The sequence below is a fragment of the Halopseudomonas aestusnigri genome (assembly GCF_002197985.1).
GTDB classification, from domain to species: Bacteria; Pseudomonadota; Gammaproteobacteria; order Pseudomonadales; family Pseudomonadaceae; genus Halopseudomonas; species Halopseudomonas aestusnigri.
Genome location: NZ_NBYK01000002.1, coordinates 180,266 through 202,212 on the forward strand (window position 1 = coordinate 180,266; position 21,947 = coordinate 202,212).

The following is a 21,947-nucleotide window of genomic DNA, read 5'->3' on the forward strand; positions in this document are numbered from 1 at the left end:
AAGTCAGTCTCTGATAGCCCACAGGGCCAGTTTCAATTCGGGCAGATCGCCGGCGGCGTGGAAGGCAATGCCGCCGGAGCGTGATAGCTGTGCGCGTTCATCGCTGCCGGGTGTCAGCGCGAAATAGCAGTGGTCCCGGCGGAAGGGAAGCTGTCTGGGCGCGACGGGCAGTGGCTGCAGGCGGATGCCGGGCAGGTGCAGGTTGACCAGCTGACGAATATGTTCGACAGCGCCGACCTTGAGGTGGTTGGGCAAACGGTTGCGCAGTTCCTCGCTGCTGCAGGCTGCCGTTGCGGCGAGTACAAAGCGTGCCCCGTCAATGAGGTCGGGGTCGTTGATGGGCGCGACTTGCACACCATACTGACGCTGCTGCAGCGGTAACTCGACACTGTGCTGTTCCAGAACGCTGGATAGACGTTGCCGCAGGACCCGCATCAGGGCGTCGAAACTCCGGCTTTGATCAATATGCTGATATTGCAACGCCGGCGATGGCCGCCGACTGTCGGAGCAGAATGTCGCCAGCTCTGCCTGCAACGACAGCAGAATGCTGTACAGCTCGGCGGCGGGTGTCTGGGTCCTGTGCTGGTGGTGCCGGAGGATTGCCTCATGGCGGTTGATCAACTGCAGGGTCAGCAGATCCCCGATCTCTGCCCCGGCGGCCTGGCCACGGGCGAGCATTCGTTCTGCCAATACGTCTGCGCGCTGCTGCAGCAGGCTGATTACCTCCTGCAGGCAGCGTCCGAGAAAGGGGCTGGGCTGACAGTGAATAAAGGTTGCCGGAAAACGCTCGTCCAGCCTGACGCCTCCGTCTGCAGTGCTGTCGCGGACCGTACAGACCCTCATGCGGACCAACCCGGGCGACTGTGCGTCAGCGTCCAGTTGTAGTTGAAGATTCGGTCTGGCGCAGAGCAGCGGGCTCTCTGTTTCGGCGTGTCCGTTACTCTCGTTCAACGGCTGCGTGATGGTCGCGAACCGGGCCATGGCGTTGTCGCGTTCAGGGGGGACAGCCCCGGTGGGTTCAGCGGCCTGCAGTGGCAGGGTCAGATAAATGTCGGTGTCGGTCTGGTTAGCGGGGATATCCAGCGCAAGTGGTGTCGGGTCGCTGTCCAGTTGAAACAGCGTGCCATCCGGCAGCAGTCCGCTGGCCTGGCAGATGACCAGTTTCCCCATTGGCAGAAAGGCTTCGTCGATCTTGAGGCTGTGAAAGCCCCACGCGTCTGCGAGCAGGCCTTTGATGCGTAGCGCCAATTGCTGTTCGTGGTACCTGTCCTGCCCCTGGAAGTGCTGGGGGCGCAGCAGCATGCCCTCCTGCCAGACGATCTTCAGTGCCTGCATGTCAGGGTGCTCCATTGCTGACTGGCGGGTGCAGCCCGTTGCTGTCGAGCTGCACTCGAACGGCGTTGCGCTTGCGCGGGGCCAGGTCCAGGGTCAGACGCCAGCGGGCACCGGCCAGGTCGCGATAGCTGGCCACCAGCCCGAGATGACGGGTGTCCGGTTGCAGGGCCAGTTTCAGTGTGCGCTGCTCGCCCGGGCGCAGCTCCATCTCTTCCATAGCCAGCAGGTCCGGTGCCAGCAGCGCTGCCGGACGTTGCTGCAGATCGAAGTAGTCGGCTTGCTCGAAAGCGGTGGCGTGGCTGAGTTCAACCAGTTGCAGTACCAGCGGAGAGGGCCTGCCGTTCAAGTCCGGATTGAGTTGGTCCGATGCATTCAGGGTCAGATCGAGTTTGGTCAGATCAGAGTAGGGTGACAGCTGGCTGCAGGCACCGAGCAGCGCGCAGGCTGTGAGACTGACAAGAAAACGGGCAAAGGGCATGGGGTTATCCGAGATGTTGGTGAAACGCGCCCAGAAGGCGTGCCTGATCCTGATAGGTGCGATTGAACGCATCGCTTAATAGCTGCTGCAGCTGCTCCGGCCGCCGGGCATAAACTTCACACAGTGCGCGCCAGCGGGCGCCGTCACTGCGCAGTGGGCCCATCGATCCGACCAGGTGGTGAGGTGCGAGCAGTTGCGTCAGACGCTCGGTGCAGTGGCGGTTGGCCTGTTGCATTGCCAATATCTGGGCGCGCAGTCGGTGACAGCCGCTGCGCAGCAAGCCGGTGGCGTCTGGCTCATGCTGTAACAGGTGCTCAAGCAGTGCCTGGGGCGTATCGTGCTGGAGGCCGGGATGGGGGTGGTCCCTGAGACCCAGGGTCTCGTCCAGCTGCTGCGCTGCGCGCAGGCTGAGTTGCAGCTCGCCCAGCAGAACTCTTAGCAGGGATGCAGCTTGCAGCGCCTGCTCGGCGAGGTTGTCGCGGTTGTTGAGGTCCAGCCCGAGGCGCTGGCAGATCTGTTCGGCCAGCGTGTCGTCTTCAGGCGGCCTGTAGTCTGACAATATTGCCCGCCGCGGCAAGCGGACATGCTCCGACTCTATGCGGTGGTGATCGTCCTCGGTTGCCAGGTGGGCGGGCGCGACGATATTGGGCTTTGGCTCGTTGGCGGGTAACAGCGCGTCGAGCAGGTCGTCGGTGTGGTAGTCGGCGTCGCTGCCGCCCAGTTCGAGAAAGGCGTCATCCGGAATAAGGCCCTGCGGAGTCACGGGGACGGCTTGGAGTCTGGCTCTGACCTCAAGTTCACCCATGCGATAGATGTGGCCGTGCTCGATGTCTACCGGCGTACCGTGCGGCAGCTTTTGGCTGTCGTGCTTGCGGGTAATGCCGTTGCTGCTCAGATCGACCAACTGGTAGCGTTGCTGGTCGAAGCGGATCTCGGCATGCTGGCCGGACAGTATGCGAGACGGGTCGTCCAGCACCCAGTCACAGTGGCTGGCCCGGCCGATGATGCCGCCGGCTGCTCTGAAGGTTCGGCAGCGCGCGGGCTCATCCTCGCGGCGTGGCGGATGAATCACATCCAGCGTCAATTCCATGCGCCACGCTCCATGGGTCGCGGCTCTATTGGCGTGTCGAGTGGGCGGTATCGCTCATCGTCAAAGCGCAGATTTCCGGTGCAGCCGCCGAGCAGGCAGAGCAGCAGCAGGGTAGCAAGACGGTACTGTGGTGGTGTTCTGGGCATGGCAAATCCGTTGCGGGTCCGGCGCGAATCGTCCTGAATTGCGCTTGGGGTCACTTCAGCAATCTCTGTTCCTGAATTATATAAATCAGTTAAATCAAAAGCTTGGGTTCTGTTTGTGACTCACGATGGATGCCGTTGTGACGGGGTTGTCACCATGGTGCGCAAAGGCCTGCGCAGTAGCGGTAAAAACTGGCGCAGGACCGCCGGCAGGCTCAAGGTATCTGGCGGGCCAGGGCATAGGTTCCGGTGGCATGCGCCACCAGATTGTGTTCGTCGCCTGCGCTGTACAGATCAACTGCGCAGACCGCCTGGCGTTCGCCGCGCTTCATCCAGGTTGCTCTGGCGTAGAGGTCAAGTGGCGCGGGGGGTGCCAGAAAGTGGATGTTCAGGTTGCTGGTGACAGCCATCTCCTGGCGACCCGGCCCGGCAAGAATCAGCGCATACATGGCGGCGTCTGCCAGTGCCATCATGGTTGGTCCGGATAGTGTGCCGCCGGGGCGGATCAGCCGGGTGTTGAACGGGACGCAGGCGACCGCAATGTTGCTATCGCTGCTGATGACCTGCAAGTCGAGGTCGTCGGCCTGTGGCACGCCTTCCCGGATCAGGGTTTGAATATCGCTGGATGACAGCATCAGGATTGGAGCCTCACCTGGGGGAGGCTCTATGGTCATCGACAGACCGGGATCGTACAAGCGGCGTCAGCGCCAACATGTATGCCGTTTTGCGAATGGTTTGCGGCGCAGGCACGAACCTGTGCTGCGGCCTCTGTGCAGCCCAGTTCTTCCATGCCGGTTGCCAGATTGTTCCAGCCTGCCTGGTAGTCGGGGAAACGCCGCACCAGTTCGCTGAAGTGCTCCAGCGCTTCGCTGTGGCGTCCGCTGCTCCAGGCGATATTGCCGAGGCCGAGTAGTGGCGCCGGCTGTTCGCTCCAGCGCTCGCTGGCCTGCCGATAGGCCGCCTCGGCACTGGTGGTCTGACCAACCTGTTCGAGATCCGCTGCAGCTTTCAGGTAGGGCAAAGGCTCGGCTGTCGCCGGTATTCGGTCTGCCGGAACTGCGACGACGGCCCAACTGTTCGCGCGTTGCCAGGTGCGCAGGAATAGCGCAAAGGATTCGCGCTGGCGCGCGTTCAGGCCGGAGTGAAGGATTAGATCCCGGGTGTTGAGATCATAGCCAACCACCACTGCGTAGTGCCATTGCGGGTACCAGTCGAAGGCCAGGTTCTGCATGACCAGCACCGCATTGCCGGCATCGATTTCGCGCAGGATTGCGCCCAGTTCAGGCGCGAGCGGATAGACCAGCAGACCCTGTTCTCGGGCGGCTGCAATCATTTCTACTTGCAGGCTGCCCTGGCGCTCGGGCAAGTAGACACGATCGGTGAGCTGCTCCGGTGCGATGTCGATGTTGCGCTGACCAAGCAGCATCGACAGCGCTGCAGGGCCGCACTGATACTCATCCTGGGCATGAAACGGCAGATTGGTCAGCAGCCGATTGGCCGGGAGGTTGTCCGGGAGGTTTTGCTGTGGGGTGGGGGTTAGCCCGGCACAGGCTGACAGCAGTGCTGTCAGCCCAAGTGCCAGGGCCAGCCGAATAGCCCTGATCATGATGTCAGTTTACGCAGTTGACGAAGCTGTAGACGTTGGTTGCGCAGAGCATGTCGGTGATGATGAAGATGACCAGAAACAGCACGATGATGCCAACAACGCCGGCACCTGCGGGTGCTTCATCCAGCTGGCTGTTGAACTGGGCAAGCTCGGCGGTGGTCAGGCTGTCGATGCGCTTTTCAACCTGGTCGGGTGTTACACCCATACTGGCCAGCTTGTCCTGAACGGCCTGATCATCGAGCATGCTTTTGAGTTCGGCACGGTCCACAGTCAGTTGCTGCTGGGCAATGGCCTCACCAGTGCCGACCATGGCGGCCTGGGCCTGAATGCTGGCCAGGGACGTCAGCATGAACAGGGCGGTGAGCATGATGGACAGATAACGCTTTGTTGTTCGCATGAAAGTCATCGGACATACCTCGATTTGTTGTGGCTTCCCTGCTTGGAAGCTGTTAACCACGATAGGTGGCTTCTGCTGGTGCGTAAGACGCGCTCCCTATAACCGACCCATGCAATGCCTGCGGGTTCCACTATGCCATTGCTGCTGTGACCTGGTTCACGACTCCTCAGATGCCCAGCTTGTCGCGCATCTGGTAGTACCAGGCGCCAATCGCGGTGAACGGAATGCGGAACAGTCTGCCGCCCGGGAAGGGGTAATGCGGCAGTGCGGCAAAGGCGTCGAAACGCTCTGCCTGGCCGCGCAGGACCTCTGCGAGCACCCGGCCGGCAACGTGGGTAAAGGTAACCCCGTGGCCACTGCAGCCTTGCGAGTAGTAAATGTTGTTGCCAATGCGACCCATCTGCGGCAGGCGTGACAGGGTCAGCAGGAAATTGCCGGTCCATGCATAGTCGATCTTCACGTCCTTGAGCTGCGGGAAAGTCTTGATCAGGTTGGGACGAATCAGCGCCTCGATGTTGCTCGGGTCACGGGCACCGTAGACAACCCCGCCGCCAAAGATGAGGCGCTTGTCGCCGGAGAGACGGTAGTAGTCGAGCAGATAGGCACAATCCTCTACACAATAGTCCTGCGGCAGCAGCGATGCGGCCAGCTCGTCCGACAGCGGCTCTGTGGTAACCACCTGGGTACCGCAAGGCATGGACTTGGCCGCCAGTTGCGGCAGCAGGTCGCCCAGATAAGCGTTGCCGGCGACGATTACATAACGGGCTTTTACCTGACCCTGCGCGGTGTGCACGACGGGATGCTCGCCCTGGTCGATACGGGTCACCGGCGACAGCTCGTGAATGATGCCGCCCAGTGATTCGAAGGCGGCTGCCTCGCCGAGCACCAGGTTCAACGGGTGAATGTGGCCGCCGCTCATATCGAGCATGCCGCCGACATAGATATCGGTATTGACCACCTCGCGGATGCGCTTGCTGTCCAGCATCTCGAGTTGGGTGTGGCCGTAGCGCTCCCAAAGCTGCTTTTGAGCCTCAAGGTGCTTCATGTGCTTGCTGTTGAACGCGGCAAAGACGCCGCCGTCTTTGAGGTCACACTGGATGTTGTACTGGGCTACGCGCTCGCGAATGATGCGTCCGCCTTCAAAGGCCATATCGCCTAGCAATCGTGCTTGCTGAGCGCCCAGGGTGCGCTCGATAACGTCAATGTCGCGGCTGTAGCTGTTGACGATCTGGCCACCGTTACGACCGGATGCGCCAAAGCCGACCTTGACTGCTTCCAGTACGGTGACTTTGAAGCCCTGCTCCGCCAGGTGCAGGGCGGCAGAGATACCGGTGAAGCCGGCACCGACGATGCAGACGTCGGTTTCATGGCTGCCTTGCAGGGCGGGGCGCTCGGGCGCGGGGTTGGCTGAGGCTGCGTAGTAGGAAGTGGTGTGTCGGGTCTCGGCCATGGGGGCACCTGTGCAAATGTTTGTTGAAAATATTTGACAATATGCGCCGATCCTAACGCCTGGGATGCTCTATTGCTATAGGGTGATCAAAAAAAACGACAGTCAGGGGTGTGCGGGTTCAGCCTCTGCCGCGCCACCTTGTGGTGGCGCTTTTGGCAATGGTTTGCACAGTAATACGAAGATCATCGAGCAGCCGAGCATCAGGGCAATCAGATGGAAGGCATCGTTGTAGGCCATGATGGCGGCCTGCTGATGCACCTGGTTGCTCAGCAGTTGCAGTGCGCTCTGCTCATTGCCAAGCTGGCCGGTGAGTAGGTGCATGCGTTCTTCGAATGCCGGATTGCCCGGGGTTATATGCTCACGCAGGAAGTCGAAATAGTATTTGGCGCGGCTGTCGAGAATGGTCGCCAGCGCGGCGATGCCGATAGCGCCGCCAAGGTTGCGCAGAATATTGTACAGACTGGAGGCAGAGCCGGCCTGCGAAGGCGCAATCATGGCGGTAGCGATGATCGACATGGGCACCAGGACCATGGGTTGTCCGAAGGCGCGGAAGATCTGGATGGCGATAAACTGATCGCCGGCAAAATCCAGGCTCAGGCTGCCGCTGTAGAAGCTGGCAAAGGCGAACAGAAAGAACCCGGTCGCGCAGATCAGCCGCGCATCGATAAAGCGCATGAGGATCGGTACCAGCGGAATGATCAGCAGCTGGGGGATGCCCATCCACATGATGACCTGACCAATCTGCAGCGCGTTGTATTGCTGAATCTGGGCCAGGTAGACCGGCAATACGAATACCGTGCCGTACAGGCCGACCCCCAGGCCAATATTGGCCAGGCTGCCGAACAGAAAGTTGCGATCCTTTAGCAGGCGCAGATTGACTAGAGGGTTTTCTCTGGTGAGCTGAATGATGACGAAGCTGATCAGACTGACAAAGCTGATGATCGCCAGTGCCAGCATCAGATTGGACTCCAGCCAGTCCTTGCGATGGCCTTCTTCCAGAAACACCTGCAGGCAACCCAGGCCGACCGCCATGGTAACAATGCCCATGTAATCGCCCTGGCGCAGCAGATCCCAGCGTGGTTGCGACTTGTCCAGTCCGTACATCAGCCCGGCGGCCATCAGAATGCCGGGAACGATGTTGATGTAGAAAATGTATTCCCAGCCAAAATGTTCGGTCAGCCAGCCACCGATGGTGGGGCCGATCGATGGAGCAAAGGTGGCGGTAATGGCAAACAGTGCCATGCCCTTGGGGCGCGAGGAGGGCGGCAGCTTGATCAGAATCAGGGTAAAGGCAAACGGGATCAGTGCGCCGCCGGCAAGGCCTTGCAGCGCACGAAACACGATCATGCTTTCCAGGCTCCAGGCCACCGAACACAGCAGCGACGCGATGACGAAGATGGCCGAGATGGTTACCGCAAAGCGGCGTGGCGAGAAGATGGTAGTCAACCAGGCCGCGAGGGGGATGATGATGATCTCTGCCACCAGATAGGAGGTAGAAATCCAGGAGCCTTCCTCGATGGTGGCCGACAGCGCGCCCTGAATATCCTTCAGCGACGAGTTGATGATCTGAATGTCCAGAATCGCCATGAAGGCGCCGAGAATGGCGCTGAGCAGGGCGATCCAGTCGCGCCTGCCCGGTGGTGGTATGTCGTGGGCGGAGCCGGCGTTAGTCACGCAGATCGACCTTCACGTGCACCGACATGCCGGGTCGGATCAGGCCAGCCAGCGGATTGTCTTCATCGACCACCAGCTTGACCGGGATGCGCTGAACCACCTTGGTGAAGTTGCCGGTAGCGTTGTCCGGCGGGAGCAGACTGAATTGGGCGCCCGAGGCGGGGAACAGGCTCTGTAATGTGCCGGTAACTGGCTGATCGGGAAAGGTGTCGAATACCAGTTCGGCCCTCAGCCCTTCGTGCATACGGCTGATCTGGGTTTCCTTGAAATTGGCCTTGATCCACAGTTCGGTATCCGGGACCACTGCAAGCAAATTGCTGCCGGGAGAGACGTTCTGGCCGATGCGTACATTACGCTGACCGATTCGGCCGGCGACCGGGGCGCGAATTTCGGTACGTTCAAGGTCCAGGCGGGCCTGCCCGACTGCCGCCTCGGCTGCCTGAATCTGGGCGTCCAGGCGGGCGATGTCGGCGGCAAGGGTATCCTTGGCCAGTGTTTGTGTCTGCAGCTCCGCCCGTGCCTTGCTGACCTGCGCTCGAGCTACTTCCAGCTGCGCCCGGTAGTTGCTGAGCTGTTCTTCGGAGGCATAGCCCGACTGCCGCAGTGGCGTGATGCGTTTGATATCGAGTTCAACGCGCCGCTGCTCGGCTTGAGAGGCTTCGACGTTGGCCTCGGCTGCCGCTATCAGGCTGTCCTGCTGTCGTAGCCGTGATTGCGCCTGTTGCTTCTCGGCGCTGCGGGTCGCCAGGTTGGCGGTCGCTTGCGCCAGGGCAATTTCGAAGTCGCGGGGATCAAGCCGGACCAGCAGGTCACCCGGTACCACGGTCTGGTTGTCATCCACCAGTACCTCTGTGACCTGTGCAGAGAGGCGACTGGATACCAGGGTGATATCGCCCTGAACGTAGGCGTTGTCGGTTTCTTCGTAGAAACGGCCTACCAGCCACCAGTGTCCGACGGCGACCAGACCGGCGACTGCGCAGAGGAGAAGGAAAACGAACAGGCGTGCTCTAACTCGGGCTGACATACAATTTCTCGATTATTTTTCTGCCTGCACTCTAACACTGTTCCGCAGGGTGCCGGAGGCGCTAGAATCTGGAAACTTTGTTGCAGCGAGGGAACAGTAAGCATGGGTTTGGATGATGCGTTGATCTTCACGCGGGTTGTGGAGTGCCACAGTTTTACCAGTGCGGCGGCGACCTTGGGTATGCAGAAATCAACGGTCAGCCGCCGTATTGCCCAGCTTGAAGAGCGCCTGGGCGTGCGCCTGCTCAACCGTACGACGCGCAAGTTGCGGCTCACCGAAGTGGGGCAGGCCTACTACGAACGTTGTCGCCAGATCATGCAGGAGTTCTCCGAAGCCGAGCAGGCCATCATGCAACTGCAGCGCGAGCCCACGGGCCTGTTGCGCGTCAGCTCGCCCATCGAGTTCGGGCAGCTGTTTCTCGGAGGTGTCGTCGGTGAGTTCATGCGCTGCTATCCGGCCATTCAGGTAGAGGTCGAGCTGACCACGCGTGCTGTCGACCCGGTCGAGGAGGGCGTTGATGTGGTGATCCACCTCGGGCGTCCACAGGACTCCAGCCTGGTCGCCCGGCGACTGATGACCAGCCCCCGGCAGTTGTACGCCAGCCCGGACTACATCAAGCGTTGCGGCATGCCGGCCGAGGCGTCTGAACTGACTCAGCACCGCTGCATTCACGCGTTGGCCGATGGTGCCCGCAAATGGCGGTTTGATCAGCCGGCGATCAGCGTACCTATCTCGCCGGTGCTGGTAGTCAACAACATTACCTTTGCGCGCGAGGCGGCGCTGGCCGGGGTCGGTATCATCAACGTGCCCGCATTTATTGCCGAGCCCTGTGTCGAGGAGGGGAGCCTGGTGCGCGTTCTGGAACAGACCGAGCTGCCCTCCGGGGAATTGTACGCGCTCTATCCATCGCGTCGCTTCCAGGCCATGAAGGTGAAGGCGTTTATCGACTTTGTGGTTGAGCGACTGCAATTGCGATCGTCTAGTTATATAGAGGTTGAGGGCTGAGCCCTGATAAAATTCGCCCCATTGTGTAGTTCGTCCCGGATTGTCCGGGTCACCTGATCGAGAGAGTTCATGACTGTTCGTACCCGCATCGCACCTTCCCCTACCGGTGATCCTCACGTTGGCACCGCTTACATTGCACTGTTCAACCAGTGTTTTGCCCGCCAGCACGGTGGTCAGTTCATCCTGCGTATCGAGGATACCGACCAGGTCCGATCCAGCGCCGCCTCCGAGAAGCAGATTCTCGATTCGCTGCGCTGGCTGGGACTTGAGTGGGATGAGGGGCCTGATGTTGGCGGCCCGCACGGTCCCTATCGTCAGAGCGAGCGCAGCGCGATCTATCACGAGCACAGTGAAGCGCTGATCGAGAAGGGCCATGCCTTCCGCTGCTTCTGCTCCAGCGAGCGTCTTGATGCGCTACGGGCCGAGCAGATGGCGAACAAGCAGACGCCCGGCTATGACGGCCACTGCCTCAGCCTGAGCACCGAAGAAGTCAGTGCGCGCGTTGCTGCCGGTGAGTCGCACGTTGTGCGCATGAAGGTCCCGGCCGAGGGCATCTGCAAGGTGCAGGATATGTTGCGCGGCGAGATCGATATCCCGTGGGAACAGGTCGACATGCAGGTGCTGATGAAGGCCGATGGGCTGCCGACCTACCACCTGGCCAACGTGGTAGACGATCACCTGATGGGTATTACCCACGTCCTGCGCGGCGAGGAGTGGATCAACTCGGCGCCAAAGCACATCCTGTTGTACCAGTATTTTGGCTGGGAGATGCCACAGTTGTGCCACATGCCGCTGCTGCGCAACCCGGACAAGAGCAAGTTGTCCAAACGCAAGAACCCGACCAGTATTACCTTCTACGAGCGCATGGGTTACCTGCCCGAGGCGCTGCTGAACTACCTCGGCCGCATGGGCTGGTCGATGCCGGATGAGCGGGAGAAATTCACCCTCGCTGAAATGGTCGAGCACTTCGACATTCAGCGTGTCTCGCTGGGTGGGCCTATTTTCGATATCGACAAGCTGTCGTGGCTGAACGGGCAGTGGATTCGTGAGTTGTCGGAAGACCAGTTTGCCGCAGCAGTGCAGCAGTGGGCGCTGAATCCAGCGTACCTCAAGCCGATGATCTCGCTGGCGCAGACCCGGGTGGAAACCTTCAGTGATCTGCCGAATCTGCTGGGCTTCTTTATGGCCGGCAAGGTTGATCCCGCACCTGAGCTTTTTGTACACAAAAAACTGGACGCCGACGGCGTGCGCAAGGCGCTGCAGTTGTTGCTCTGGAAGCTTGAAGCGCTGCGCGACTGGGACAAGGACAACATCACCGGTGTCATTCAGGCTGTCGCAGCCTATATGGAACTGAAGCTGCGCGATCTGATGCCGCTGCTGTTCCCGGCGATTACCGGTCAGGCCAGCTCGGTCTCAGTACTGGACGCCATGGCTCATCTGGGCCCGGACCTTACCCGCTACCGCCTGCGTCAGACCGTCGAACTGCTGGGCGGCACCTCGAAGAAAGAGAACAAGGCGTGGCAGAAGGAACTGGAGGCTATCTAGCCTCCAGCTGCAAGCTGCAAGCTGCAAGCGGTGAGTCGTAAGCTAGAAGCTAGAAGTTGAAAGCAAAAGCCGCGCAGGGTTCGAGCCTCGCGCCGCGCTTCGCCGCCACCCTAATCAGCTTGTGGCTTACAGCTTAAGGCTTGCGGCTTTTTTTAAGATAAGTTGCTGTTTTGCGTAAATTTCTGTTGACACCCTTGGGGTTCGCTCTTAATATTCGCCCCGTCCTTGAGACGGGGCTATAGCTCAGCTGGGAGAGCGCCTGCATGGCATGCAGGAGGTCAGCGGTTCGATCCCGCTTAGCTCCACCAAGTTTTTTGGTCAACGTTCGCGTTGACCTGTTTTATACACTGCTGAACAGATTCCAGCCTGTTCAGAGAAGGGATTGCGTCCCCTTCGTCTAGTGGCCTAGGACACCGCCCTTTCACGGCGGTAACAGGGGTTCGAGTCCCCTAGGGGACGCCATTTTTACCGGCACACGCGAGTGTGTCAGGGTCGCAAGACCTGGGGCTATAGCTCAGCTGGGAGAGCGCCTGCATGGCATGCAGGAGGTCAGCGGTTCGATCCCGCTTAGCTCCACCATTTAGAAGGGCCGGCGAATTCGCCGGCCTTTTTCTTATCTGTTATTCCTCAATCAGGCAATCTACCCGCCAGCAGCGTTCGCCTTCTATCAGGTCCTGACGCAGGCCGTGAATGTCGTTGCCAAAGCCGGGGAAGCGGGTTTCCAGGTCGATTGCAGCGGCCAGGTAGGCGGCGATGGTGTTATCCGTTGGAAAGCGTTCTCCCGGCATGATGACGGGGATTCCGGGCGGGTAAGGCACCAGCATTACGGCGCTGAGCCGGCCACTGAGGGCGCTTACCGGGACGGCTTCAACCTTGCCTCTGACCATTTGCTGATAGGCATCTGCCGGGCGCAGTGTCATCTCGGGCAGTTCGGTGTACATCGCGCGCTGCAGGTGCACCAGAGCATGCTGTTTGTAGCATTGGTGCAACTGCTGACACAGGTCGCGCAGGCCAAGCCCTGCGTATTGTGGCTGCCGGGCGATCTCGGGCAGTGTGCTTTCCAGCGGTGCGTTTTGATCGTACAGGCGCTTGAATTCGCGCAGTTCCGACAGCAGCGTGCTCCATTTGCCCTTGGTTATCCCCAGCGAAAACAGAATGAGAAAGGAATATAGACCAGTCTTCTCTACGACCAGGCCGCGACTGGCAAGGAAGCGGGTGACTATCGCTGCCGGGATGCCGCTTTTGCCAAGCCGTCCCTTCTCCTCGACACCCGGAGTGAGCAGGGTGACCTTGATTGGGTCGAGCAGCGCATAGTCCTCGGCCATGGCGCCAAAGCCATGCCAGTCGTCATTGTTACCGAGTGTCCAGTTTTTTGCTTGCAGCTGTTCTGCGTCCAGTGCCTCCTCTGGTTCCCAGACATCGAACCACCATTCGTCATCGGCCAGCTGTTCGGCGGTCTGCTGCATGGCGCGGCGGAAGGAGAGTGCCTCGTCCAGCGTTTCCTGAACCAGCGACTCGCCGGCCGGGCCGGCCATCATGCCGGTGGCAACGTCGATCGACGCAATCATGCCGTAATGGGGCGAGGTCGAGGTGTGCATCATGTAGGCCTCATTGAAGCGCTCGTGGTCGAGCTGCTGGTCCGCGCTGTCACGTGCCAGGATGATGGACGCCTGGGATAGTGCGGCCAGTACCTTGTGCGGCGACTGGGTGGCGAACACAAGGGGGTGGCCGGTTCGGCTCGGCTGGCTATGGCTCATGCCGTGCCGGCCCTGATAGAAGGGGTGGAAGGCTGCGTAGCCGTACCACGCCTCATCGAAGTGCAGCACGTCAACGCGCTCGCGCAGTTGCTCGGCGACCATGTCGGTGTTGTAGCACAGGCCGTCGTAGGTCGAGTTGGTCAGGACTGCAAGGCGAATGCGGGCGCTGTCTGTGCGGTTCTGCAGCAGGGGATGGTCGCTGATCAGGCGAGACAGGTGCTCGCTGCTGAAGCTCTGGCGGGCTATCGGGCCGATGATGCCGTAGTCGTTGCGCGAGCCGGTCAGATAGATGGGTATGGCGCCGGTCATGATGATCGCGTGCAGAATCGACTTGTGGCAGTTGCGGTCAACCAGTACCAGGTCGTCGCGGGTAACGTACGCGTGCCAGATGATCTTGTTCGATGTGGAGGTGCCGTTGACCACATAGAAGGCGTGATCTGCGCCGAAGACGCGGGCGGTGTTGTGCTCGGCGTCGGCAACCGGGCCGGTATGGTCAAGCAGTGAGCCGAGCCCCGGTACCGAGACCGAGAGATCCGAACGCAGGGTGTTTTCGCCGAAGAAGTCATGGAAGGCGCGGCCGACCGGGCTCTTGCGAAAGGCGACGCCACCGCCGTGTCCGGGTGAGTGCCAGGAGTAGCTGGCACGGCTGCTGTACTCGAGCAGGGCCCTGAAAAAGGGTGGAAGCAGCTGAGCCAGATAGCTGCGGGCGGTTCGTGCAATTTGCCCGGCAATAAAGGGCAGAGTGTCTTCAAACAGATAAATGATTCCGCGTATCTGGTGCAGTTCGCGCAGGGCGCTGAGTTGCTCGGGGTCGATGGTCTGGCGGGTGGTAATTGCCATGATCGGCAGCTCGGGCGAGCGGCTGTGCGCCGCATCAAACAGCGCCTCAACGTCGTTTATTTCGCTGAGTGCCTCGGGCGTGAAGAGGATGCAGGCGAGCCCGCGATGTGCCTCGGCAATCAGTCGGCCTTCTTCCAGCTGCTCTGCACCCAGTACCTCAAAGCCTTCATTGCCCAGAGCCTCGAGCAGCGCGGCCAGTTGGCGGCCGGCAACGTTGTTCTGTCCGATGGCGGGATGGATGACAAGGATCGGGAAGTTGAGCTGTTTGAACATGGTGCGTCCCTGGTGGTGACAGTGCCTCCAGACTAATCCAGGTTGGCGTGCTTTGCATGCTGGTGTGCGGCTTGGCTGGTGTCTTTGTAGTACCATCGCCCATCCAGCCAACAACCACGCCGCAAGGAGATGCATGTCAGTGAATTGGGATCTGCCAACCCCTTTTATTCAGCCTATCAGGGTCGTGTCCGAGGATATCGACGAGCTTGGGCACGCCAATAATGCAGTGTATGTGCGCTGGCTTGAGCGCTGTGCCTGGGAGCATTCCAAGTCGTTGGGGCTGGGGCTGGCGGAGTATCGTGAGCTGGATCGGGCGATGGCGGTACTGCGCCACGAGATCGATTACCTGGCGTCGGCATACGAGGGTGACGAGCTGGAGATGGCGACCTGGATCTTTACCTGGGATCGCAAGCTGCGAATGACGCGGCATTTTCAGTTGGTGCGCAAAAGTGATGGTGTCACCTTGCTCCGTGCGCGTACCACATTTGTCTGTATCGAGTTGTCCTCCGGCCGCCCAAAGCGTATGCCCGAGGCCTTTATCGAGGGCTATCGCAAAGGTATGACGCAGGCCCCGGAAGGGTTCTGAGAAGGCCCGGCGCAGGGCGCCGGGCAGGCGCTTAGCGGTACTCGCACAGGTAGGCGGTATCGCGCTCGACCTTCAGGTTGAAGCGGCTGTTGGCCGGCACAGTGAACTGGTCGCCAGCGTTGTAGGTGGTCCATTCGTCGCTACCGGGCAGCTTGACGGTCAGCGCGCCGTTGATGACGTGCATGATTTCCAGTTGGCTGGTGCCGAACTCGTACTCGCCCGGAGCCATTACGCCGACAGTGGCTGCGCCTTCGGGTTGCTTAAAGGCGATAGAGGCAACCTGACCATCGAAATACTGATTTACCTGGAACACGCGCAATACTCCTGCAGATGAAAGGGCGCTCATTATGCCGAGGGCTGATCTGGCGGGCAATTGGGGTGATGCAGGTTCGACTGTAGGTCTGGGCGGTCGTTGGCGCCCGACAACAAAGAGGTGTGCTATGGCAAATGTTGCATTTATCGGTCTGGGTGTCATGGGCTACCCCATGGCGGGGCACCTGCAGCGCGCGGGGCATCAGGTTACGGTTTACAACCGTACTGCCGAGAAGGCGGTGCGCTGGGTGCAGGAGTATGGTGGCCGTTCTGCCGATACGCCCGCCTCTGCGGCGCGAGGGCAGGACTTTGTGCTGCTGTGCGTTGGCAACGATGATGATCTGCGGGCTGTCGTGTGTGGTGAGCTGGGCGTGTTTGCCGGCTCGCACAAGGGGCAGGTGGTAGTGGATCACACCACGGCATCGGCCGGCGTGGCGCGCGAGCTGGCGCAGGCCGCTGCGCAACTCGGTGTAGGCTTTCTGGATGCGCCTGTTTCCGGTGGTCAGGCGGGGGCGGAGAAGGGGCAGCTGACGATCATGGCTGGCGGTGATGAGTCGGTATTCGATCTGGCGAGACCGGTTCTTCATTGTTATTCGAAGATGCTTCGGCATATGGGTGAAGCGGGTAGTGGTCAGTTGACCAAGATGGTTAACCAGATATGCATCGGTGGCTTGCTCCAGGGGTTGGCCGAAGCAATGCATTTCGCTCAGCGTGCCGGGCTGGATGGCGATGCCGTGGTGTCAGTGATCAGCAAGGGCGCAGCGCAGTCCTGGCAGATGGAGAATCGCTACCGAACCATGCTCGATGGCGAATTTGATTTCGGCTTTGCGGTTGACTGGATGCGCAAGGACTTCGCCATCGTGCTGGATGAGGCGCGGCGCAACGGTGCGCAGCTACCGGTTACGGCGCTGGTTGACCAGTTCTATGCCGATGTTCAGGCGATGGGCGGCGGGCGCTGGGATACATCCAGTCTGATCGCCCGTCTGCAGAAGGGTGATTGATGGACTGTCGCGCAGAGTGCGGCGCCTGTTGTACGGCGCCGTCCATCACCTCGCCGATTCCCGGTATGCCTGGCGGCAAGCCCGCTGGCGTGCCCTGTGTGCAACTGCTGCCCGATATGCGCTGTGCGATCTTCAGCTCGCCTGAGCGCCCTGCGGTCTGTGCGGGATTTTTGCCGGAAGAAAGTGTTTGCGGCAGCACGCGGGCTGATGCTCTGCGGATTATTGGTTGGCTGGAGTCCGAGACAGGCGCAGCCTAACCTTGCTGCAGCCGCCTGCCGCGACGACGTAGAGCGCCACCGAATACGTTCACTGCGAGTCCCAGCATGATCAGTAGCGCGCCCAGAATCTGCATCTCATTGAGCTTTTCGCCGAGAATCAGGCTTGATGAGCTGAGACCTACCACCGGAACGAGCATCGAGAAGGGCGCAACCCGGCCCGCCGGGTAACGCGACAGTAGTCGGCTCCAGAGGCCGTAGCCAATCAGTGTGGCGCCGAATGCCAGATAAAACAGGGCAAAAATGGCGGTCCCGCTGACCCCTGACAGCGCCTGGTGAATTTGTTGCGGACCTTCGAGCCAGAATGACATTGCCATGAACGGTACTGGCGGGATAAGGCTGCCCCATACCACCAGGCTGGTCAGGTTAACCTGTCCAACCTGCTTGGTAATGATGTTGCCGCAGGCCCACATCAGGGCTGCACACAGCGTCAGGATCAGGCCCAGCGTTGTCATGCTCGAGCCGCTTTCGAGGCCGATCAGCAGCAGCCCGGTCGCGGCGACCAGAAGGCCGGCCAGGTTGTGGGTGCGGGCCTTTTCGCCTAGTAGCGCTGCTGCCAGCATCAGGGTGAAAAATGCTTGCGACTGCAGCACCAGAGAGGCCATGCCTGCCGGCATGCCGCTGGTCATGGCGCTGAACAGGAATGCGAACTGCCCGAAGGAAATGGTCATCCCGTAGGCTATTAGCCAGCGCAGGGGGATGCGTGGCCGGGGTATGAAAAATACGGCCGGAATGGCGGCAAGCGTGAAGCGCATGGCGCCAAGGAGCATCGGCGGCAGGCTGTCGAGCCCTAGCTTGATAACAACGAAGTTAAGGCCCCACAACAGGATCACGGCGAGCGCGCGGAGCAGGTCACTCAGGGGCATTGGCAGGATCCTCATGTGTTTGGGTAGCGGTCTATCCAATCACGAAAGCCCGCCGGGCAAGCCATACAGTCAGGTGTCATGTGAGCTGAACAGTTTGATGCGTGCAAAAAAAATCCCCGCACATGGCGGGGATTTTTCACTCTCGGCGCAATTACTTGGAAGGGTAGTCGCGCTGGGTTGAGCCGGTGTACAGCTGGCGTGGCCGGCCAATCTTGTAGGGGCCGCTGATCATCTCGTTCCAGTGTGCAATCCAGCCCGGAGTACGGCCGGTGGCAAAGATAACGGTGAACATTTCGGTCGGAATGCCGATCGCTTTCAGGATGATGCCTGAGTAGAAATCGACGTTCGGGTACAGGTTGCGCTCTTTGAAGTACGGGTCGTTGCGCGCAATCTCTTCCAGCTTCATGGCCAGTTCCAGCTGCGGATCGTTGATGCCCAGCTCGGCCAGAACTTCGTCGCAGGTCTGCTTCATGACCTTGGCGCGCGGGTCGAAGTTCTTGTAAACGCGGTGGCCGAAGCCCATCAGCTTGAAAGGGTCGTCCTTGTCTTTGGCCTTGGCGACGAATTTTTCGATGTTCGATACATCACCGATCTCGTCCAGCATGCGCAGTACCGCTTCGTTTGCACCGCCGTGCGCAGGCCCCCACAGGGCTGCGATACCGGCTGCAATGCAGGCGAACGGGTTGGCTCCGGACGAGCCGGCCAGGCGTACGGTTGAGGTGGAGGCGTTCTGCTCGTGGTCGGCGTGCAGGACGAAGATACGATCCATGGCCTTGGCCAGCACCGGGCTGATCTTCTTCTCTTCACATGGGGTATTGAACATCATGTGCAGGAAGTTTTCGGAGTAGCTCAGGTCATTGCGCGGGTACATCATGGGCTGCCCCATGGAGTACTTGTAGACCATCGCGGCCAGGGTCGGCATCTTGGCGATCAGACGAATTGCGGAAATTTCGCGGTGATGCGGGTCGTTGATATCCAGCGAGTCGTGGTAGAAGGCGGAGAGGGCGCCGACAACACCGCACATGATGGCCATCGGGTGCGCATCGCGGCGGAAGCCGTTGAAGAAGTTCTTCAGCTGCTCGTGAACCATGGTGTGGTTCTTGATGGTGTTGTCGAATTTGGCCTTCTCTTCTGCGCTGGGCAGTTCGCCCTTGAGCAGCAGGAAGCAGGTCTCCAGGAAGTCGGATTTCTCGGCCAACTGATCGATCGGGTAGCCGCGGTGCAGGAGCACGCCCTTGTCGCCGTCGATGTAGGTGATCTTGGATTCACAGGACGAGGTGGCCATAAAGCCGGGGTCGAAGGTGAATACGCCTTGGGCGGTCAGGCCGCGTACGTCCACAACGTCGGGGCCCATGGTCCCGGAATAGACTGGCAGCTCGATGGGGGCCGCGCCCTCGATGATCAACTGCGCCTTTTTGTCAGCCATTGATGGCCTCCTGTTTTGCTGTATCGAAAAGGTGACCCCCCACGCAGGGCCCGCATCACTATAAGGTGATAAATTGGTTTGTCAATTGTGCGGATAGTGAAAGGAAATGAGGTCAATTAAAAGGTTTAATTGCAAGCTTTTATTGTCGCTTGGCTAGACTTGGCACCGCGGAAACAGAGCGTTTCCCGCCAGGTGTTCCGTTGTAATCAACGGTCTAAGTCACTATACTCCTTGACCGGCAAAGTGACCCGCAGGGCTTCGCCAGAGGCTGCTGGGGCGGGTCATTAAAGGTGTCACAGTGCATCTTCCTATAATCCAGCCCTGTCCACAGGGCCCTGAGTGTGAATATAGCCGTGAATAGCAAACGACCCGTCAACCTCGACCTCAGGACTATCAAGCTTCCTGTAACCGCATACACGTCAATTCTGCATCGCATTTCTGGCGTGATCCTGTTTGTCGCCATCGCTGGGCTTCTCTGGATGCTCGATACCTCTCTCGCCTCCGAGAGCGGCTTTGAGCAAATCAAGAGCTGCCTGCAGAACCCACTGGCCAAACTGGTCATCTGGGGCATTCTGTCCGCGCTTCTCTACCACCTCATTGCCGGTGTGCGTCATCTGGTGATGGATGCGGGGATTGGTGAAGGGCTGGAAAGCGGCAAGCTTGGTTCGCAGGTAGTAATCGTGGTTTCTGCCATCGTGATTGTTCTTCTGGGGGTGTGGATATGGTAACGAATGTCACCAACCTGTCTCGCAGCGGTCTCTATGACTGGATGGCGCAGCGCGTCTCCGCTGTAGTGCTGGCTGCTTATGTGCTGTTTTTGCTTGGCTACCTGATTTGCAATCCGGGGCTGACCTTTGCTGATTGGCATGGTCTGTTTTCCCAGAGCTGGATGCGCATCTTCAGCCTGCTGACACTGGTTTCGCTTAGTGTGCATGCGTGGGTTGGGATGTGGACCATCTCGACCGACTACCTGACTCCCATGGCCCTTGGCAAATCTGCCACCGTTGTCCGCTTCCTGTTCCAGGCGGTCTGCGGTCTGGTCATGTTCGTGATTTTCGTCTGGGGCGTGCAGATTCTCTGGGGTAACTAAATGTCTAACATTCGCACACTGACTTTTGATGCCATCATCGTAGGTGGTGGTGGTGCCGGCATGCGCGCTGCACTGCAGCTGGCTCAAGGTGGTCACAAGACCGCTGTTGTAACCAAGGTATTCCCGACTCGCTCGCACACCGTTTCGGCCCAGGGTGGTATCACCTGTGCCATTGCCTCTGCTGATCCGAATGACGATTGGCGCTGGCACATGTACGACACCGTCAAGGGCTCCGACTATATCGGTGACCAGGACGCAATCGAGTACATGTGCTCCGTTGGCCCGGAAGCGGTCTTCGAGCTTGAGCACATGGGTCTGCCGTTTTCCCGTACCGAAACCGGCCGCATCTATCAGCGTCCGTTCGGTGGTCAGTCCAAGGGACCTGACAACCCGACTCAGGCTGCCCGGACCTGTGCTGCGGCCGACCGTACCGGTCACGCGCTGCTGCACACCCTGTATCAGAACAACGTCAAGCACAACACCTCGTTCCTGAATGAGTGGTACGCCGTGGACCTGGTGAAGAACCAGGACGGTGCAGTCGTTGGTGTGATCGCCATCTGCATCGAAACCGGCGAAACCGTATACATCCGCGCCAAGGCCACCGTGCTGGCTACCGGTGGTGCAGGTCGCATCTATGCCTCTACCACCAATGCCCTGATCAACACTGGTGACGGCGTTGGCATGGCTTTGCGTGCTGGCGTGCCGGTGCAGGACATCGAAATGTGGCAGTTCCACCCGACCGGTATCGCCGGTGCCGGTACCCTGGTTACCGAGGGTTGCCGTGGCGAAGGTGGCTACCTGATTAACAAGCACGGCGAGCGTTTCATGGAGCGTTATGCGCCGAACGCTAAAGACCTGGCTGGTCGCGACGTTGTTGCCCGTTCCATGGTCAAGGAAATTCTGGCCGGTAATGGCTGTGGTCCGGATGGCGATCACGTCATGCTCAAGCTGGATCACCTGGGCGAAGAAGTTCTGCACAGCCGTCTGCCCGGTATCTGCGAACTGTCCAAGACCTTCGCTCACGTTGATCCTGTTACTGCGCCGATTCCGGTTGTCCCGACCTGTCACTACATGATGGGTGGTATCGCTACCAATATTCACGGTCAGGCGATTACCCAGGATGCCAACGGCAACGACAAGATTGTTGACGGTTTGTTCGCAGTAGGTGAAGTGGCCTGCGTATCGGTCCACGGTGCCAACCGCCTGGGCGGTAACTCGCTGCTGGACCTGGTGGTCTTCGGTCGTGCTGCCGGTCTGCACCTGGAGTCTGCGCTGAAGGAAGGTATCGAGCACCGTGGTGCGTCCGAGTCCGACATCGACGCGTCGCTGGCGCGCCTGTCCGGTCTGAACGAGCGTACTTCCGGCGAAGACGTTGCTCCGCTGCGTAAGGAACTGCAGAACTGCATGCAGAACTACTTCGGTGTATTCCGTACTGGCGAATACATGCAGAAGGGTATTGCCCAGCTGGCCGATCTGCGTGAGCGCATCGCCAACGTCAAGATCGAAGACAAGAGCCAGGCATTCAACACTGCACGTATTGAAGCGCTGGAACTGCAGAACCTGCTGGAAGTGGCCGAAGCCACTGCGATCGCAGCTGAAGCCCGCAAGGAAAGCCGCGGTGCCCATGCGCGTGAAGACTTCGAGGAGCGCGATGACGTGAACTGGCTGTGCCACAGCCTGTACATGCCTGAAACCAAGCAGCTGAACAAGCGTGCGGTTAACTTCGCGCCCAAGACTGTTCCGGCATTTGAGCCTAAAGTGCGTACTTACTAAG

General features: G+C 59.9%; 22 protein-coding genes and 3 tRNA genes. 11 read left to right on the forward strand and 14 right to left on the reverse strand.

Annotated features, from left to right (window positions below):
- Positions 1-3: 3 nt before the first annotated feature.
- From tssK to B7O88_RS04930, 10 genes are all read right to left on the reverse strand, one after another.
- The gene (gene tssK / locus B7O88_RS04890) at positions 4-1,335 is read right to left on the reverse strand and encodes a type VI secretion system baseplate subunit TssK (protein WP_088274096.1); all 1,332 of its coding nucleotides are present in this window, start codon (positions 1,333-1,335) and stop codon (positions 4-6) included.
- Between the two features lies 1 nt (position 1,336).
- A complete protein-coding gene (gene tssJ, locus B7O88_RS04895; protein ID WP_088274097.1) occupies positions 1,337-1,813 on the reverse strand; it encodes a type VI secretion system lipoprotein TssJ in 477 nt (158 codons plus the stop codon).
- Between the two features lie 4 nt (positions 1,814-1,817).
- Entirely contained in the window at positions 1,818-2,903 is a 1,086-nt protein-coding gene (locus tag B7O88_RS04900; RefSeq protein WP_088274098.1) for a type VI secretion system-associated FHA domain protein, read from the reverse strand.
- Positions 2,894-3,049: a type VI secretion protein gene (locus B7O88_RS17770; RefSeq protein ID WP_103904626.1), complete on the reverse strand. Its 156-nt coding sequence runs from the start codon at positions 3,047-3,049 to the stop codon at positions 2,894-2,896. The genes B7O88_RS04900 and B7O88_RS17770 overlap by 10 nt, the downstream gene beginning before the upstream one ends.
- 212 nt (positions 3,050-3,261) lie before the next feature.
- Positions 3,262-3,678 carry a PaaI family thioesterase gene (locus B7O88_RS04905; protein WP_235005741.1) on the reverse strand — a complete coding sequence of 139 codons (417 nt, stop codon included), beginning with the start codon at positions 3,676-3,678 and terminating at the stop codon, positions 3,262-3,264.
- A 38-nt stretch (positions 3,679-3,716) separates the two neighbouring features.
- A complete protein-coding gene (locus tag B7O88_RS04910; protein WP_088274100.1) occupies positions 3,717-4,652 on the reverse strand; it encodes a PA2778 family cysteine peptidase in 936 nt (311 codons plus the stop codon).
- Positions 4,653-4,656: 4 nt separating this feature from the next.
- Entirely contained in the window at positions 4,657-5,049 is a 393-nt protein-coding gene (locus B7O88_RS04915) for a PA2779 family protein (protein ID WP_088274331.1), read from the reverse strand.
- 166 nt (positions 5,050-5,215) lie between these two features.
- Complete coding sequence (locus B7O88_RS04920) at positions 5,216-6,499, reverse strand: NAD(P)/FAD-dependent oxidoreductase (protein ID WP_088274101.1); 1,284 nt, start codon at positions 6,497-6,499, stop codon at positions 5,216-5,218.
- A 102-nt stretch (positions 6,500-6,601) separates the two neighbouring features.
- Positions 6,602-8,173: a DHA2 family efflux MFS transporter permease subunit gene (locus B7O88_RS04925; protein ID WP_235005733.1), complete on the reverse strand. Its 1,572-nt coding sequence runs from the start codon at positions 8,171-8,173 to the stop codon at positions 6,602-6,604.
- On the reverse strand, positions 8,166-9,197 hold the full coding sequence (locus B7O88_RS04930) for an HlyD family secretion protein (protein ID WP_088274103.1): 1,032 nt from the start codon (positions 9,195-9,197) through the stop codon (positions 8,166-8,168). Before B7O88_RS04930 ends, B7O88_RS04925 begins: the two co-directional genes overlap by 8 nt.
- Positions 9,198-9,299: 102 nt before the next feature.
- Here B7O88_RS04930 and B7O88_RS04935 point away from each other — a divergent pair, with 102 nt between their 5' ends.
- The 5 genes from B7O88_RS04935 (at position 9,300) to B7O88_RS04955 (ending at position 12,326) form a co-directional block, all read left to right on the forward strand.
- Positions 9,300-10,202: a LysR family transcriptional regulator gene (locus tag B7O88_RS04935; RefSeq protein ID WP_088274104.1), complete on the forward strand. Its 903-nt coding sequence runs from the start codon at positions 9,300-9,302 to the stop codon at positions 10,200-10,202.
- Between the two features lie 69 nt (positions 10,203-10,271).
- Positions 10,272-11,747: a glutamate--tRNA ligase gene (gene gltX / locus B7O88_RS04940; protein ID WP_088274105.1), complete on the forward strand. Its 1,476-nt coding sequence runs from the start codon at positions 10,272-10,274 to the stop codon at positions 11,745-11,747.
- 232 nt (positions 11,748-11,979) lie between these two features.
- Positions 11,980-12,055 (forward strand) — tRNA-Ala (locus B7O88_RS04945).
- Between the two features lie 78 nt (positions 12,056-12,133).
- Positions 12,134-12,209, forward strand: a tRNA-Glu gene (locus B7O88_RS04950).
- Positions 12,210-12,250: 41 nt separating this feature from the next.
- Positions 12,251-12,326: transfer RNA gene (locus B7O88_RS04955), tRNA-Ala, on the forward strand.
- A 41-nt stretch (positions 12,327-12,367) separates the two neighbouring features.
- On the opposite strand, the gene B7O88_RS04960 is transcribed toward B7O88_RS04955, so the two are convergent.
- Complete coding sequence (locus tag B7O88_RS04960) at positions 12,368-14,617, reverse strand: Orn/Lys/Arg family decarboxylase (RefSeq protein WP_088274106.1); 2,250 nt, start codon at positions 14,615-14,617, stop codon at positions 12,368-12,370.
- Positions 14,618-14,756: 139 nt separating this feature from the next.
- Between B7O88_RS04960 and B7O88_RS04965 the strand changes: the two genes are divergently transcribed.
- Positions 14,757-15,203: an acyl-CoA thioesterase gene (locus B7O88_RS04965; protein WP_088274332.1), complete on the forward strand. Its 447-nt coding sequence runs from the start codon at positions 14,757-14,759 to the stop codon at positions 15,201-15,203.
- 31 nt (positions 15,204-15,234) lie between these two features.
- Here the strand turns inward: B7O88_RS04965 and ppnP are convergent, their stop codons facing one another.
- Entirely contained in the window at positions 15,235-15,516 is a 282-nt protein-coding gene (gene ppnP / locus B7O88_RS04970; RefSeq protein WP_088274107.1) for a pyrimidine/purine nucleoside phosphorylase, read from the reverse strand.
- Between the two features lie 127 nt (positions 15,517-15,643).
- Here ppnP and B7O88_RS04975 point away from each other — a divergent pair, with 127 nt between their 5' ends.
- Entirely contained in the window at positions 15,644-16,516 is an 873-nt protein-coding gene (locus tag B7O88_RS04975; RefSeq protein ID WP_088274108.1) for an NAD(P)-dependent oxidoreductase, read from the forward strand.
- On the forward strand, positions 16,516-16,773 hold the full coding sequence (locus B7O88_RS17775) for a YkgJ family cysteine cluster protein (RefSeq protein ID WP_140418565.1): 258 nt from the start codon (positions 16,516-16,518) through the stop codon (positions 16,771-16,773). The genes B7O88_RS04975 and B7O88_RS17775 overlap by 1 nt, the downstream gene beginning before the upstream one ends.
- On the opposite strand, the gene B7O88_RS04985 is transcribed toward B7O88_RS17775, so the two are convergent.
- Entirely contained in the window at positions 16,770-17,657 is an 888-nt protein-coding gene (locus B7O88_RS04985; RefSeq protein WP_088274110.1) for an EamA family transporter, read from the reverse strand. The genes B7O88_RS17775 and B7O88_RS04985 overlap by 4 nt on opposite strands.
- A gap of 151 nt (positions 17,658-17,808) precedes the next feature.
- Entirely contained in the window at positions 17,809-19,083 is a 1,275-nt protein-coding gene (gltA, locus tag B7O88_RS04990) for a citrate synthase (RefSeq protein ID WP_088274111.1), read from the reverse strand.
- Positions 19,084-19,424: 341 nt separating this feature from the next.
- On the opposite strand from gltA, the gene sdhC reads away from it, so the two are divergent.
- Genes sdhC through sdhA form a run of 3 tightly spaced genes read left to right on the forward strand, consistent with a single transcriptional unit; the run spans position 19,425 to position 21,946 of the window.
- A complete protein-coding gene (gene sdhC / locus B7O88_RS04995; RefSeq protein WP_172409639.1) occupies positions 19,425-19,811 on the forward strand; it encodes a succinate dehydrogenase, cytochrome b556 subunit in 387 nt (128 codons plus the stop codon).
- Positions 19,805-20,173 carry a succinate dehydrogenase, hydrophobic membrane anchor protein gene (sdhD, locus tag B7O88_RS05000; protein ID WP_088274113.1) on the forward strand — a complete coding sequence of 123 codons (369 nt, stop codon included), beginning with the start codon at positions 19,805-19,807 and terminating at the stop codon, positions 20,171-20,173. The genes sdhC and sdhD overlap by 7 nt, the downstream gene beginning before the upstream one ends.
- On the forward strand, positions 20,174-21,946 hold the full coding sequence (gene sdhA / locus B7O88_RS05005; protein WP_088274114.1) for a succinate dehydrogenase flavoprotein subunit: 1,773 nt from the start codon (positions 20,174-20,176) through the stop codon (positions 21,944-21,946).
- Position 21,947 lies beyond the last annotated feature (1 nt).

What these genes read in the sequence shown, in the direction of transcription:
- tssK (WP_088274096.1), bottom strand. Translation starts at nt 1,335, where the DNA reads ATGCAGGCACTGAAGATCGTCTGGCAGGAGGGCATGCTGCTGCGCCCC.
- tssJ (WP_088274097.1), bottom strand. Translation starts at nt 1,813, where the DNA reads ATGCCCTTTGCCCGTTTTCTTGTCAGTCTCACAGCCTGCGCGCTGCTC.
- B7O88_RS04900 (WP_088274098.1), bottom strand. Translation starts at nt 2,903, where the DNA reads ATGGAATTGACGCTGGATGTGATTCATCCGCCACGCCGCGAGGATGAG.
- B7O88_RS17770 (WP_103904626.1), bottom strand. Translation starts at nt 3,049, where the DNA reads ATGCCCAGAACACCACCACAGTACCGTCTTGCTACCCTGCTGCTGCTC.
- B7O88_RS04910 (WP_088274100.1), bottom strand. Translation starts at nt 4,652, where the DNA reads ATGATCAGGGCTATTCGGCTGGCCCTGGCACTTGGGCTGACAGCACTG.
- B7O88_RS04915 (WP_088274331.1), bottom strand. Translation starts at nt 5,049, where the DNA reads ATGCGAACAACAAAGCGTTATCTGTCCATCATGCTCACCGCCCTGTTC.
- B7O88_RS04920 (WP_088274101.1), bottom strand. Translation starts at nt 6,499, where the DNA reads ATGGCCGAGACCCGACACACCACTTCCTACTACGCAGCCTCAGCCAAC.
- B7O88_RS04930 (WP_088274103.1), bottom strand. Translation starts at nt 9,197, where the DNA reads ATGTCAGCCCGAGTTAGAGCACGCCTGTTCGTTTTCCTTCTCCTCTGC.
- B7O88_RS04935 (WP_088274104.1), top strand. Translation starts at nt 9,300, where the DNA reads ATGGGTTTGGATGATGCGTTGATCTTCACGCGGGTTGTGGAGTGCCAC.
- gltX (WP_088274105.1), top strand. Translation starts at nt 10,272, where the DNA reads ATGACTGTTCGTACCCGCATCGCACCTTCCCCTACCGGTGATCCTCAC.
- B7O88_RS04960 (WP_088274106.1), bottom strand. Translation starts at nt 14,617, where the DNA reads ATGTTCAAACAGCTCAACTTCCCGATCCTTGTCATCCATCCCGCCATC.
- B7O88_RS04975 (WP_088274108.1), top strand. Translation starts at nt 15,644, where the DNA reads ATGGCAAATGTTGCATTTATCGGTCTGGGTGTCATGGGCTACCCCATG.
- B7O88_RS17775 (WP_140418565.1), top strand. Translation starts at nt 16,516, where the DNA reads ATGGACTGTCGCGCAGAGTGCGGCGCCTGTTGTACGGCGCCGTCCATC.
- B7O88_RS04985 (WP_088274110.1), bottom strand. Translation starts at nt 17,657, where the DNA reads ATGCCCCTGAGTGACCTGCTCCGCGCGCTCGCCGTGATCCTGTTGTGG.
- gltA (WP_088274111.1), bottom strand. Translation starts at nt 19,083, where the DNA reads ATGGCTGACAAAAAGGCGCAGTTGATCATCGAGGGCGCGGCCCCCATC.
- sdhD (WP_088274113.1), top strand. Translation starts at nt 19,805, where the DNA reads ATGGTAACGAATGTCACCAACCTGTCTCGCAGCGGTCTCTATGACTGG.
- sdhA (WP_088274114.1), top strand. Translation starts at nt 20,174, where the DNA reads ATGTCTAACATTCGCACACTGACTTTTGATGCCATCATCGTAGGTGGT.